This window comes from Vibrio thalassae, from assembly GCF_900089835.1.
GTDB classification, from domain to species: domain Bacteria; phylum Pseudomonadota; class Gammaproteobacteria; order Enterobacterales; family Vibrionaceae; genus Vibrio; species Vibrio thalassae.
Window position 1 is genome coordinate 292,919 of record NZ_OANU01000123.1, and the last position, 13,363, is coordinate 306,281.

The window sequence follows — 13,363 nt, forward strand, 5'->3', positions numbered from 1 at the left end:
AGTTTATGATTAAATTCATACTTAAACGGATATTTGAAGCGATACCAACACTGTTGGTATTAATTACTGTCTCCTTTTTTCTGATGCGATTTGCACCAGGTAACCCTTTTTCAAGTGAGCGCCCACTTCCACCGGAAGTTATGGCTAACATTGAAGCAAAATATGGCCTTGATAAGCCCGTATTCGAACAGTACACCACGTACTTGACCAATATCTTACAAGGTGATTTTGGTCCATCTTTTAAATACCAAGATTACACCGTAAACGAACTTATTTCGGTTGCTCTACCTGTATCGGCCAAAGTAGGTCTGATTGCCTTCATCTTTACTGTTATCATGGGAGTAACCGTAGGGACTATTGCCGCTTTACGGCAAAACACTTGGCTTGATTATACGATTATGTCCACGGCCATGCTTGGGGTCGTTATGCCTTCTTTCGTATTGGCACCAGCACTGATTTATCTGTTCTCACTGCATTGGAATCTTTTCCCTGCTGGTGGCTGGCATGATGGTGGCTTTCAATACATCGTATTACCCGTGATCGCCATGTCACTACTGTATGTCGCAACGTTTGCCCGTATTACTCGTGGTAGCATGATTGAGACCTTGAACAGTAACTTTATCCGCACAGCTCGCGCAAAAGGATTGAGCTATCGTTATATCGTTCTTAAGCACGCGCTTAAGCCTGCACTGTTGCCAGTCGTTTCGTACATGGGCCCAGCGTTCGTGGGTATCATTACCGGTTCGGTTGTAGTCGAGACGATTTTCGGATTACCGGGTATCGGTAAGCTGTTCGTAAACGCAGCCTTTAACCGAGATTATTCGTTAGTAATGGGTGTCACCATCCTAATTGGTTTCCTATTCATTCTATTTAACGCCATCGTAGATATCTTGCTTGCGATGATCGACCCGAAAATTCGTTACTAAGGGAGTGTGGTAATGATGCTAACGAAAAAAGAAAACTTGGAAGCGGTAGAGAAGTTTTCCGAGAATTTAGAAATTGAAGGTCGTAGCTTGTGGCAAGACGCGCGTATCCGTTTTATGCGTAATAAAGCTGCGATGGTGAGTTTATTTATTCTAACTCTGATGACATTAGCAGTGATTTTCTTGCCAATGTTTGCTCAGTACGCGTTTGATGATACGGATTGGTATGCCATGCATGCTGCGCCAAGTGCTGAGCACTGGTTTGGTACGGATAGTCTTGGGCGTGATCTGTATGTGCGTACATTAATGGGTGGCCGTATCTCTCTAATGGTCGGGGTTTTAGGTGCATTTGTTGCGGTACTGATTGGTACACTTTACGGCGCAACATCAGGCTTTATTGGTGGTCGTGTTGACCGCGTGATGATGCGTGTACTTGAAATTTTGTACGCTGTACCGTTTATGTTCTTAGTTATCGTACTAGTAACATTCTTCGGTCGTAACATTGTGCTTATCTTTGTGGCTATCGGTGCGATTGCTTGGCTGGACATGGCGCGTATCGTACGTGGTCAAACCCTTAGCTTACGTAGCAAAGAGTTTATCGAAGCGGCACACGTTTCGGGTGTGAGTAATTGGAAAATTATCACACGTCACATTGTTCCTAACGTACTTGGTATCGTCGCGGTGTATTCAACACTCCTTATCCCAAGTATGATTTTGACAGAATCTTTCCTTTCATTCCTTGGCCTTGGTGTACAAGAGCCGATGACCAGTTGGGGCGCATTGCTTCAAGAGGGTTCTCAAACAATGGAAGTGGCTATTTGGCAGCTAGTTTTCCCTGCTATTTTCATGGTCGTAACCTTGTTCTGCTTTAACTATGTTGGCGATGGTCTTCGTGACGCGCTGGATCCAAAAGACAGATAAGAACTAGAAGAAAGGATTGAATATGAGATTATTAGATGTCAAAGATCTGCGTGTTGAGTTCACCACGCAGGACGGTATTGTTACCGCTGTAAACGACTTGAATTTCTCCCTCAACCAAGGCGAAACGCTGGGTATTGTCGGTGAGTCCGGTTCAGGTAAGTCACAAACTGTATTCGCTATCATGGGCTTGTTAGCGAAAAACGGTATCATTTCGGGTAGTGCACAATTTGAAGGGCGTGAAATTCTCAACTTGCCAGAAAAAGAGCTGAACAAAGTTCGCGCTGAGCAAATTGCGATGATTTTCCAAGACCCAATGACGTCGCTTAACCCATACATGAAAGTTAGCGACCAATTGATGGAAGTACTTATGCTGCACAAGGGCATGGGTAAAGCGGAAGCGTTCGAAGAGTCTGTTCGTATGCTTGAAGCGGTAAAAATTCCTGAAGCGCGTAAGCGTATTACTATGTATCCACACGAATTCTCAGGCGGTATGCGTCAGCGTGTGATGATCGCGATGGCACTATTGTGTCGTCCAAAACTGCTGATTGCTGATGAACCGACAACGGCATTGGATGTAACGGTTCAGGCTCAGATCATGGACCTTCTGAACGAGCTTAAATCGGAGTTCAACACAGCTATTATCATGATTACCCATGACTTGGGTGTTGTTGCAGGCTCATGTGACAAAGTATTAGTTATGTATGCAGGCCGTACGATGGAGTACGGTGCGGTAGATGAAATCTTCTATAACCCTAGCCACCCTTATGCGGAAGGTCTGTTAAAGGCTATCCCTCGTCTGGACACGGAAGGGGAGATCCTACCAACGATTCCAGGTAACCCCCCAAACTTATTGCGCTTGCCACCGGGCTGTCCTTATCAAGAGCGCTGCCACCGTGCAACTCCACAGTGTAGCGTGTCTGCGCCAACACTGGAGCACTTTGGACAAGGTCGTCAACGTGCGTGTTTTTCTGATTGGGAGGCTTGGGCAAAATGAATGCAATGACAAACAACAAATCACTATTACTTGATGTAAAAGAGCTAAAAGTACATTTCAGCATTGCATCGAAATCAGCTTGGCCTTGGTCAAAGCCAGCCCAGCTCAAAGCCGTCGATGGGGTAAATGTTCGTTTATACGAAGGTGAAACATTGGGCGTAGTAGGCGAATCCGGTTGTGGTAAATCTACGTTTGCACGTGCCATTATTGGCCTAGTGGAAGCAACAGACGGTGAAGTGATGTGGCTTGGTCAAGACTTGACTAAGATGCAAGCGGTTCAGCGTCGTGATACTCGCAAAGAAATCCAAATGATCTTCCAAGATCCGTTGGCATCGCTTAACCCTCGTATGACGGTAGGTGACATCATTGCTGAGCCACTAGAGACCTTTTATCCAGAGCTGTCGAAACAGGAAGTGAAAGATCGCGTCAAAGAAATGATGGCGAAAGTAGGTTTGCTACCAAACGTGATCAACCGTTATCCGCACGAGTTCTCTGGTGGTCAGTGTCAGCGTATCGGTATTGCGCGCGCACTTATCTTACGCCCTAAGATGATTATTTGTGATGAGCCAGTATCGGCATTGGATGTGTCTATCCAAGCGCAGGTAGTCAACCTTCTGAAAGAACTGCAAAAAGAACTGGGTTTGAGCCTAGTGTTTATTGCACATGACTTGTCAGTCGTGAAGCACATTTCTGATCGTGTTTTGGTTATGTATCTTGGCAATGCTGTTGAACTAGGTGAGGCAGAAGCACTCTTTGCCAATCCGTCGCATCCGTATACGAAAGCGCTAATGTCAGCGGTTCCGATTCCAGATCCAAAAATCGAACGCACTAAAACCGTTCAAATGTTGGAAGGGGATCTGCCATCTCCGATCAGTCCTCCATCAGGTTGCGTGTTTAGAACACGCTGCCCTCAGGCAACGGAGCAGTGTGCTCAACAGAAACCAACAATTCAGGGAACGGACGTACACGCAGTGTCGTGCCTAAACGTCAGTGTTTAGGAAATCCCACTAACTAGCAAGGAATGACTCTAATTGTTTGTGTGTGAATAATTAGAGTCGCTATTTTCAGCCTGTGACGGGCCTAAGCGCGACCCCTTTTTTGTCGCGCTTTTTTTGATCTTATCGATCGATCATTCAAGTTATTCGAACAACTTCTTTTAAAGCTACCTCTCAAGTTTTCGCTCTACGCTCCATATAATGTGAAGACAACACAATGAGAAGGACGGAAAGCATGGGTAAATTAGTTGAAGGTGTGTGGCATGATGTGTGGTACGACACCAAAGCTTCCGGTGGTAACTTTGTTCGCGAGGACGCTGGATTTCGCAATTGGATAAAGAACAGTCCTGAGGCTGTGTTCCAGCCAGAATCTGGGCGTTATCATCTTTATGTGTCTTTAGCTTGCCCTTGGGCTCATAGAACGCTGATATTTCGCACCTTGAAAGGACTAGAATCGCATATCGATGTCACGGTGGTTTGCCCAGATATGCTTTCTGAGGGGTGGTCTTTTGGACTGCCAGAGCCATTGTTTGGATTCACCAAGCTTCACCAAATCTACACCCAAGCAAAATCGGACTACACAGGAAGAGTCACGGTTCCTGTTTTGTGGGATAAAAAGATGCAGACCATCGTCAGTAATGAATCATCTGAAATCATCAGAATGTTTAATTCAGAATTTAACCCACTGACGGGTAACAGTGATGACTATTATCCTGAAACATTGCAATCTGCCGTTGATAAATGGAACGCATTTATTTATCCCAACATCAATAATGGCGTCTACCGCTGTGGTTTTGCCACAACGCAAGAGGCATATCAAGAAGCCTACCACAACCTGTTTTCGGCTTTGGACGAGGTTGAGGCGCAATTAGCCACACATCGTTACCTAACGGGGGAGCAGATAACCGAAGCGGACTGGCGCTTATTTACCACGCTAGTGCGTTTTGATGCCGTGTATGTTGGACATTTCAAATGTAATCAGCAACGTATTGCTGATTATGAGAACATCCAAGGTTACCTCAAAGAGTTGTACCAAATTAAAGGGATCAAAGAGACCACCGATATGTACCATATCAAGCGTCATTACTATTTCAGTCACACTGGAATCAATCCAACCCAGATTGTGCCTGCTGGTCCTGATTTGGATTTTGACTCGCCTCATGGTCGAGGCAAGTGAAAGTCGTTCGGTTAACTTGGTGCTTGATTCTGTCCTTACAAACCCATGCTCTAACAAACGGGGGGTTAAATATCATCTGTCTGTGAATTAGGCTGACAAATATAGCGATAATCTGAAACCTTGTTGCAAATCTATGCTCTGGGTCACCAAACGTTTTTTTGGAGATCTTACACTATAAATACAGTGACTTATCCAGATGTTATTGAGTTAGCTAAGGGGCGGTTATGGGCATTGATGATCTCATTGGTAGTGACAACTTAATTTGGAAGTTGTTTATTGCGTTGCTTTTAGGAGCCATCGTAGGTACGCAACGAGGTTGGGCGATGCGCAACAGTCTCGATGGCAGTCGTATTGCTGGGATTCGCACATTTTCTTTGGTTGGGTTACTCGGCGGATTAGTCGCGGCCCTTGCCAAACAGTCTTCAGTGATATTGATAGGCTTTGCCTTGTTGGTGCTTGTAGTGGTTGCGGCCATTGCGTTTGTCATTCAGCAGCAGCGCCAGCAAGATATCAGCATTACTGGTGTCGTTGCCTTAATGATCACCTTCTTACTTGGGTGTTTGGTTATCTATGATCAGGCGATTTCTGCCGCCGCTGCCGCTGTTATCACAGCCATAGTGTTAGATAACAAAAAAGAGCTCCATCAAGCCATCACCAAACTCAAAGAGTACGAACTCGACGCCGCGCTGCAACTCTTGCTGATCTCAATTGTTATGCTGCCGCTGTTGCCCAATCGTGGATTTGGCCCATGGGATGCGATTAATCCATATGAGATTTGGTGGATGGTGGTGTTGATTGCCAGTATCTCTTTTGTTGGCTATTTTGCGATACGAATAGCCGGTGCAAAACGAGGTATTTTGTTTACCTCCATATTCGCTGGGCTGAGCTCATCTACCGCGCTGACGTTACAGTTTTCTCAACTATCAAAACAACAGCTAACGGTTAGTCCTCTGCTCGCCACGGGTATTCTAATGAGCTGTGGCACTATGTTTCCTCGTCTTCTTATCGTGTTGTCTGTGATTAACCCTGCTATTGTCCCGCTGATTATCTGGCCAATAGGTGTGATGATGTTGACCATGTATTTGCCATGCTGGTGGCTGTGGCGTAAGGGAGAGAGTGGTGTGTTAAACCAGGCTGAGAATAAAAAAAGTCCATTGGCACTAGGCCCAGCTGTGTTTTTCGGGCTGGTGCTTGCTCTTATTATGTTGTTGTCACAAGCTCTGGGGCAATGGTTTGGTGATGTAGGTGTCTTATTGCTTGCTGCGGTTTCAGGTATGACGGATGTGGATGCCATTTCTTTGGCCTTAGCCCGTCAAAGTATTACGTCTTTGCCTGTGAGTGTCGCTGCTATTGGCATTGTTATTGCCGCATCGGTGAATACCCTAGTGAAAATGTTGATGGTGGTCTTTTTTGGTGAACGTACATTGTGGATGATGATTGTTCCCGTTATGACAATCACCGTAATCAGTGGTTTCGTATTCTTGTACTGGTTAGGGAATGTACTGCAATAAAAAAAGCCCCTAGAAGGGGCTTTTTGGCATAAGAATCAAAGGATTACTTTTGCTCTTGACCTGATTGAATCGCTGTTAGTGCTACTGTGTAGACGATATCGTCTACTAGTGCGCCGCGAGACAAGTCGTTAACAGGCTTGCGCATACCTTGCAGCATTGGACCGATAGAAACTAGGTCTGCTGAACGCTGTACCGCTTTGTATGTTGTGTTACCAGTGTTTAGGTCTGGGAATACAAATACTGTCGCTTTACCCGCAACTGGAGAGTTAGGAGCTTTAGAAGCTGCTACGTTTTCCATGATTGCTGCGTCGTACTGAAGAGGACCGTCGATGATAAGATCTGGACGTTTCTCTTGAGCAAGTTTCGTTGCTTCACGTACTTTATCTACGTCTGCACCTTTACCAGATTCACCAGTAGAGTATGAGATCATTGCAACACGTGGTTCGATACCAAATGCCGCTGCAGAGTCTGCAGATTGGATAGCGATCTCAGCAAGTTGCTCAGCCGTTGGATCTGGGTTGATCGCACAGTCACCGTATACCAATACTTGATCAGGCAGAAGCATGAAGAAGATTGAAGATACGATAGACGTGCCAGGAGCAGTCTTGATGATTTGGAACGGAGGAACGATAGTGTTCGCTGTTGTGTGAACAGCACCTGATACTAGACCGTCAACTTCGTTCGCTTCCAGCATCATTGTGCCTAGGTATACAGAGTCTTGTAGTTTCTCACGAGCTACAACTTCAGTCATACCTTTCGAGCCGCGTAGTTCAACGAGACGAGCAACGTAGTTTTCACGTACTGCATCAGAATCGATGATTGTTACGCCAGCACCTAGCTCAACACCTTGTTGTGCTGCAACACGTTTGATCTCTTCTGGGTTACCTAGAAGTACACATTCGGCGATACCGCGCTCAGCACAGATAGCCGCAGCTTTAACAGTACGAGGCTCGTCACCTTCAGGAAGCACAATACGCTTGCCAGCTTTACGAGCAAGTTCAGTTAGCTGGTAACGGAATGCTGGTGGACTTAGTTTGCGAGTACCGATAGTGCCTTCAAGCAGAGAGTCGATCCATGGGCCATCAATGTGACCTGCAACGTGCTCGTTAACGAACTCGATACGCTCTTTATCGTCTGCAGGAACTTCTAGGCTGAAGCTCTGAAGGTTAAGAGATGTTTGCCATGTGTTGCCCTGAGCTTTAAAGATTGGTAGACCAGTGTCTAGCGCAGGCTTAATTAGGCCAGCAATCTCTGCAGGTACATCGTAACCACCTGTTAATAGGATAGCGCCGATTTCTACACCATTCATTGCAGCAAGAGCCGCAGCAACGATAACGTCTGGACGGTCTGCTGAAGTAACAAGTAGAGAACCTGGTTTGAAGTGCTCAATCATGTTTGGAAGAGAACGGGCACAGAACGTGATGCTCTTGATACGACGTTTCGCGATGTCACCTTCGTTGATGATTTCAGCGTTTAGGTGTTGTGCCATATCTACAGCACGTGTTGCGATTAAGTCGATTTTCCAAGGCACACAGCCAAGAACGCGGATTGGGCTAGTGTTGAAGATTTGCATAACTTCAAGGTTAGCTTGTTGCGCTGTGTCGGCGTCGTCAAAGATTTCAGAAAGATCTGGACGAGTACGACCTTCTTCGTCAACAGGAGCGTTTAGCTTGTTGATGATAACGCCAGAGATGTTCTTATTCTTAGTACCACCGTAGTTAGTACAAGCAACTTCGATACGCTCTTTAAGCTGGCTTGGGTTATCAGTACCCGGTGTAGCGACGAAGACAATCTCAGCACCAAGTGTTTTTGCAATTTCCGCGTTTAATGCGTTTGCAAATGGGTGCTTACGAGTTGGTACTAGACCTTCAATAAGTGTGACTTCAGCGTCTTTGCTTACTTGGTTATAGCGTTCAACGATTGTCTCAAGTAGGACGTCAACTTTTTCGCTACCGTATAAGTTCTCAACATCAGACATTGGAAGTGGTTCACCCACTTTCATGTCGCTGCTGTTGCCAACGATAGTTGATGTTAAATCTGGTTGATCGCCACCGTGGCGAGGTTGAGCGATAGGCTTGTAGAACGCAACGTTCACACCCTTGCGCTCCATAGCACGCAGTACACCCATGCTAACACTGGTAAGACCTACGCCAGCGCTAGTTGGTACAAGCATAATAGTACGGGACATTCTTTGAGTACCTCAAACTATATGTAGGGAAAAAACTCAGCATTGTAGGTGTGTTTTAGGAGAAAACGGACACTCGGCTGAGCCCAATAAGAAAACTGGCTAACCTAAGTTAGCCAGTTTGAAAATTAAAGACCTGCTAGGCGTGCAGTGTCTTCAGCAATCACTAGCTCTTCGTTAGTAGAGATAACCATTGCTGGGATACGGCTGCTTGCTGCAGTGATAGTACCTTCGCCGCCGAAACGAGCTTTAAGGTTAGCTTCACCATCAACTTCGATGCCGAATACACCTAGACGGTTTAGAACCATCTCACGGATAGGCGCAGAGTTTTCACCGATACCACCAGTGAACACGATAGCATCTAGACGACCGTCAAGAGATGCAGTGTAACCAGCTACATACTTAGCTAGGCGGTGGCAGAATACGTCCATCGCGCGAGTTGCTTCTTCTTTCTCACCATAGTTATCTTCAACGAAACGGCAGTCAGAAGTCACTTCAGTTAGACCAAGAAGGCCAGACTCTTTTGTTAGCATGGTGTTGATTTGCTCAACAGAGTAACCTAGAGCGTCGTGTAGGTGGAAAATAATCGCAGGATCGATGTCACCACAACGAGTACCCATCACAAGACCTTCAAGAGGAGTTAGACCCATTGAAGTATCTACAGATTCACCGTTTTTGATAGCACAAACAGAAGCACCGTTGCCTAGGTGGCAGTTGATGATGTTTAGTTCATTTGCTGGCTTACCAAGTAGTTCAGCCGCTTCACGTGCGATGAATAGGTGAGATGTACCGTGCATGCCATAACGACGGATACCGTGCTCTTTGTACAGGTTGTACGGTAGAGCGTATAGGTAAGACTCTTGTGGCATAGTTTGGTGGAACGCAGTGTCAAATACCGCTACGTTCTTAAGCTCTGGGAAGTTGTGCTTCGCCGCTTCGATACCGATGATATGAGCTGGGTTGTGAAGAGGAGCGAATGTTGCCGCATCTTCGATACCTTTCAATACATCGTCTGTGATTAGTGCAGAAGATGTAAATTGCTCGCCACCGTGAACGATACGGTGACCGATAGCGCCTAGGTTAGCTTTTAGCTCAGGCTTAGAAGCAAGGATAGTTTCAACCATGAACGCTAACGCTTCTTCGTGAGCAGCGCCTTCGCCTAGTTGAGCTTCGTGTTTGCCATCAAGTTTCCACTTGATACGAGCTTCTGGAAGGTGTAAACATTCAGCAAGGCCTGTTAGGTGCTCATCACCGTTTTCTGCATCAACGATGGCGAACTTAAGAGAAGAACTACCGCAGTTTAAAACTAAAACCAGCTTAGACATTAGAGGTTACCTGTATTTTATTGATCATAGATCATTGGGGTATAAAACGTATCTCAAGGCTGGGAAAGGATAAAAATCCATTTGCTCAGTCTTGGTCAAAAAATAATCAATTGCCGTATAATAATATGCGATTTCTTCATTAAAATCACATTTGCGTCCTTGCGACGTTCATCTCTTGGTTGCCTTATTTGTAAATAAAGACAACAATGAGATTGAGGAAACGCAAAGAATAACGATAATGACAGAAGATAACAAAATAAATTTGAAATAATATTAACTTCAGTCAATATTTTGCTGATTTAGTTGAAGAGTTCAACTTTTTTTTAGTGAGGTTGCCTATGAGCGAGCGAGTAAGTCTGACTCAGAGTATAAAAAATGGTCAAAAGTACATGGAACTGTGGCCAATGAGAAAGGAGCTCACACCATTGTTCCCAGAGCAGCGCATAATCAAAGCAACGAAGTTTGGTATAAAAGTGATGCCTGCGGTTGCTGCTATTAGTGTTTTAACACAAATGGCATTCAGTAACGCTCAGGCTATGCCACAAGCTATTATTATCGCTTTGTTTGCCATCAGCCTCCCTGTTCAAGGTATGTGGTGGCTGGGTAATCGCTACAATACTCAACTTCCGCCAGCTTTAGCCTCTTGGTATCGGGAGCTGCACCAGAAAATTATCGAAACGGGTTTTGCTATGGAGCCGATCAAAGCGAAGCCTAAATATAAAGAGTTGGCGATTACACTCAACAGAGCATTTCGCCAGTTAGATCGTAGTGATTTTGACCGTTGGTTCTAACTCAGTACCGTTTCATTGTTTAGAAAGCCCCACATCGCGATGTGGGGCTTTGTTTTTGTCGTTTGGCTATGGGTCATTCGTAAGCTCGACTAATCTTATAGATTGTGCCGCTATCGGCGGTCAACCAAACGTTGCCTTCACTGTCGGCTGTAATGTCGCGAATTCGCTCCCCAAGATCCTCGTAGTAGCGGCGTTCTTCAAGAACTTGTCCTGCTTCATTGACGTCAAGAATATTTAAGTGGGTCAGCTTTAAAGCGCCTATCAACAGAATGCCGTTTAATCGTGGAAACTTCTCTCCTTGGTAGAGAAACAGAGAGCCTGGTGCGATGGAGGGAATGTATACTTTTTTAGGCGGCTCAATCCCTTCTTTTTCTTGAGCTTCACCGGCACTAATTGGCCCCCAATACTCTTTACCATGTGAGGTAATTGGCCAACCGTAGTTGGCACCGGCGTGAATGAGGTTAAGTTCGTCCCCACCTCTTGGTCCATGTTCAATCGCCCAAAGCTGCTTGCGCTTTTTATCGTAGACAATGCCTTGAGGATTCCGGTGACCGTAAGAGTAGATCTCAGGTGCTACGTCACTATTGTCTACGAAAGGGTTATCTTTGGGCACACTGCCGTCTGGATCTAATCGGATGATGCTACCTGCATGATTTTGAGTTTGCTGGGCATTATCTCGTTCACCAGCATCACCAATGGTCATATAGAGGTCGCCTTCATCGTCAAAAGCGAGGCGGCTACCAAAATGTCGGCCCGAGGTTACCACGACATTGCTGGAGAATAAATCTTGCCATCCGACGAGTTCTGAGCCGTTTAAACGTGCTTTAGCGAGCGTCGGTGCTCCCCCTTTATCGATAGGTTTGGCATAAGTAAAATAGATCACATCGTTGTCGGTTGGGCTCACAATAACGTCCATCAAGCCCCCTTGACCTGAAGCATAAACCTCTGGGACGCCAGATACGGGAGTGACTGCACCGGTTTGACCATCAAGGATAATAAGGTCACCTTGACGTAAGGCTATCAAAAATCGATGTTCATCGATGGGTTCGATTGACCATGGTACACCGTCCACGACGGTGATTTTATCCAGTTTGCTGCTCTCAAATTCGCGACTAAACCCGAATGCTGAGAAAAAAACCATTAACGAGATAAACACCGTGTTTTGGACGTGTAGGCGCATGAAAGTCTTCCTTGGCGTCGAGCAGTGACGAGCTCATATGAACAGAACGTTATCTGTATGAATATAGACACCTTTCACAAAAAATCACTCACATTCCTTCACTTTTGTCAAAAATGCATTACGCTAGTATCTGAGTAAAATTTAGTCGCATGTATCGTAATGTGTACATTCTGATTAAAACATATGTCGCCAAATCAATCTTTCAGCACGTTTATCTGGTTCAATTGTTAATATTATCTTTCAATTTGGTAATCTTACTGGTAGAAATAGCAGTAAGTCGATTTATCAATAAATATTCGACGCTGATTGTAAAACAATAATTACACAAAAACCTCTCGTCTGAATGCCTTGTGCATCAATGAGAGCAAATTGCTGAATCAAGGAGTGAAGATGAAAGCGAGCAAGTTACTTGTCACTGCAGCACTATCAGGCGCGGCGTTACTATCGTCGACTAGTCTCATGGCACAGACGGCCAAAGTGGCGGTATCACAAATCGTTGAGCACCCAGCCTTGGATGCGACTCGTCAAGGTCTAGTGGATGGCTTGAAAGCAAAAGGGTATGAGCAGGGAAAGAACCTAGAGTTTGATTATAAAACTGCACAGGGCAATCCAGCGATTGCGGTGCAGATTGCACGCCAATATGTGGGAGAGAGACCGGATGTCTTGGTGGGTATCGCCACACCAACTGCACAAGCTTTAGTATCTGCAACCCGTGATATTCCGGTTGTCTTTACGGCTGTGACGGATCCTGTGGGAGCAAAGCTGGTTAAGCAACTTGAAAAACCAGGGAAAAACGTGACGGGCTTATCGGACTTGTCTCCAGTCGATCAACATGTTGAATTAATTCAAGAGATTATGCCAGATGTGAAAAGCATTGGCGTAGTCTACAATCCAGGTGAGGCCAATGCGGTCAGCCTAATGAAACTTCTCAAAGAAAGCACCGATAAACGCGGTATTGAATTGGTGGAAGCAACAGCACTGAAGAGTGCAGATGTTCAAACTGCGACTCAAGCTATCGCGGCTAAATCAGACATCATTTATGCCCTTATCGATAATACAGTTGCAAGTGCGATTGAAGGTATGATCGTGTCAGCAAACCAAGCGAAAAAACCGGTCTTTGGTGCCGCGACGTCTTATGTTGAGCGTGGGGCCGTAGCAAGCCTCGGATTTGACTATTACCAAATTGGTGTTCAAACCGCAGATTATGTCGCAGCGATTTTAGAGGGCGAAGAACCAGGCCAAATGGATGTAAAAGTCGCTAAAGGTTCCGACTTAGTGATCAATGCTACAGCGGCCAAAAAGCTAGGTCTGGCGATTCCTAAGTCAGTTATGGATCGTGCAACAAGCGTGAAGTAACGCAC

The 13,363-nt window shown here is 45.5% G+C and carries 11 protein-coding genes; 8 read left to right on the top strand and 3 right to left on the bottom strand.

Annotation, left to right across the window (positions count from 1 at the left end; all coding sequences use genetic code 11):
* Positions 1–5: 5 nt before the first annotated feature.
* From oppB to VTH8203_RS21790, 6 genes are all read left to right on the top strand, one after another.
* On the top strand, positions 6–926 hold the full coding sequence (oppB, locus tag VTH8203_RS21765; protein ID WP_006070023.1) for an oligopeptide ABC transporter permease OppB: 921 nt from the start codon (positions 6–8) through the stop codon (positions 924–926).
* A 15-nt stretch (positions 927–941) separates the two neighbouring features.
* Positions 942–1,844: an oligopeptide ABC transporter permease OppC gene (gene oppC, locus VTH8203_RS21770; protein ID WP_031493371.1), complete on the top strand. Its 903-nt coding sequence runs from the start codon at positions 942–944 to the stop codon at positions 1,842–1,844.
* Between the two features lie 22 nt (positions 1,845–1,866).
* Positions 1,867–2,838, top strand: coding sequence for an ABC transporter ATP-binding protein (locus VTH8203_RS21775; protein ID WP_096995536.1), 972 nt, complete (start codon positions 1,867–1,869; stop codon positions 2,836–2,838).
* Positions 2,839–2,843: 5 nt separating this feature from the next.
* Positions 2,844–3,836, top strand: coding sequence for a murein tripeptide/oligopeptide ABC transporter ATP binding protein OppF (oppF, locus tag VTH8203_RS21780; RefSeq protein WP_167385855.1), 993 nt, complete (start codon positions 2,844–2,846; stop codon positions 3,834–3,836).
* 232 nt (positions 3,837–4,068) lie between these two features.
* Positions 4,069–5,010 carry a glutathione S-transferase family protein gene (locus VTH8203_RS21785; RefSeq protein WP_096995538.1) on the top strand — a complete coding sequence of 314 codons (942 nt, stop codon included), beginning with the start codon at positions 4,069–4,071 and terminating at the stop codon, positions 5,008–5,010.
* 224 nt (positions 5,011–5,234) lie between these two features.
* The gene (locus VTH8203_RS21790) at positions 5,235–6,521 is read left to right on the top strand and encodes an MgtC/SapB family protein (RefSeq protein WP_096995539.1); all 1,287 of its coding nucleotides are present in this window, start codon (positions 5,235–5,237) and stop codon (positions 6,519–6,521) included.
* Positions 6,522–6,564: 43 nt separating this feature from the next.
* Here the strand turns inward: VTH8203_RS21790 and pta are convergent, their stop codons facing one another.
* Complete coding sequence (pta, locus tag VTH8203_RS21795; RefSeq protein WP_096995540.1) at positions 6,565–8,709, bottom strand: phosphate acetyltransferase; 2,145 nt, start codon at positions 8,707–8,709, stop codon at positions 6,565–6,567.
* A 125-nt stretch (positions 8,710–8,834) separates the two neighbouring features.
* Positions 8,835–10,031, bottom strand: coding sequence for an acetate kinase (locus tag VTH8203_RS21800; RefSeq protein WP_096995541.1), 1,197 nt, complete (start codon positions 10,029–10,031; stop codon positions 8,835–8,837).
* 338 nt (positions 10,032–10,369) lie between these two features.
* Here VTH8203_RS21800 and yfbV point away from each other — a divergent pair, with 338 nt between their 5' ends.
* Positions 10,370–10,822: a terminus macrodomain insulation protein YfbV gene (yfbV, locus tag VTH8203_RS21805; RefSeq protein WP_096995542.1), complete on the top strand. Its 453-nt coding sequence runs from the start codon at positions 10,370–10,372 to the stop codon at positions 10,820–10,822.
* 73 nt (positions 10,823–10,895) lie between these two features.
* Here yfbV and VTH8203_RS21810 read toward each other — a convergent pair whose 3' ends face one another.
* Positions 10,896–12,002 (bottom strand): PQQ-dependent sugar dehydrogenase, encoded by a 1,107-nt coding sequence (locus VTH8203_RS21810; RefSeq protein ID WP_096995543.1) that lies wholly within the window; start codon positions 12,000–12,002, stop codon positions 10,896–10,898.
* 390 nt (positions 12,003–12,392) lie between these two features.
* On the opposite strand from VTH8203_RS21810, the gene VTH8203_RS21815 reads away from it, so the two are divergent.
* Positions 12,393–13,358, top strand: coding sequence for an ABC transporter substrate-binding protein (locus VTH8203_RS21815; RefSeq protein WP_096995544.1), 966 nt, complete (start codon positions 12,393–12,395; stop codon positions 13,356–13,358).
* The last annotated feature ends 5 nt before the right edge of the window (positions 13,359–13,363 follow it).

What these genes read in the sequence shown, in the direction of transcription:
- oppB (WP_006070023.1), top strand. Translation starts at nt 6, where the DNA reads ATGATTAAATTCATACTTAAACGGATATTTGAAGCGATACCAACACTG.
- oppC (WP_031493371.1), top strand. Translation starts at nt 942, where the DNA reads ATGCTAACGAAAAAAGAAAACTTGGAAGCGGTAGAGAAGTTTTCCGAG.
- VTH8203_RS21775 (WP_096995536.1), top strand. Translation starts at nt 1,867, where the DNA reads ATGAGATTATTAGATGTCAAAGATCTGCGTGTTGAGTTCACCACGCAG.
- oppF (WP_167385855.1), top strand. Translation starts at nt 2,844, where the DNA reads ATGACAAACAACAAATCACTATTACTTGATGTAAAAGAGCTAAAAGTA.
- VTH8203_RS21785 (WP_096995538.1), top strand. Translation starts at nt 4,069, where the DNA reads ATGGGTAAATTAGTTGAAGGTGTGTGGCATGATGTGTGGTACGACACC.
- VTH8203_RS21790 (WP_096995539.1), top strand. Translation starts at nt 5,235, where the DNA reads ATGGGCATTGATGATCTCATTGGTAGTGACAACTTAATTTGGAAGTTG.
- pta (WP_096995540.1), bottom strand. Translation starts at nt 8,709, where the DNA reads ATGTCCCGTACTATTATGCTTGTACCAACTAGCGCTGGCGTAGGTCTT.
- VTH8203_RS21800 (WP_096995541.1), bottom strand. Translation starts at nt 10,031, where the DNA reads ATGTCTAAGCTGGTTTTAGTTTTAAACTGCGGTAGTTCTTCTCTTAAG.
- yfbV (WP_096995542.1), top strand. Translation starts at nt 10,370, where the DNA reads ATGAGCGAGCGAGTAAGTCTGACTCAGAGTATAAAAAATGGTCAAAAG.
- VTH8203_RS21810 (WP_096995543.1), bottom strand. Translation starts at nt 12,002, where the DNA reads ATGCGCCTACACGTCCAAAACACGGTGTTTATCTCGTTAATGGTTTTT.
- VTH8203_RS21815 (WP_096995544.1), top strand. Translation starts at nt 12,393, where the DNA reads ATGAAAGCGAGCAAGTTACTTGTCACTGCAGCACTATCAGGCGCGGCG.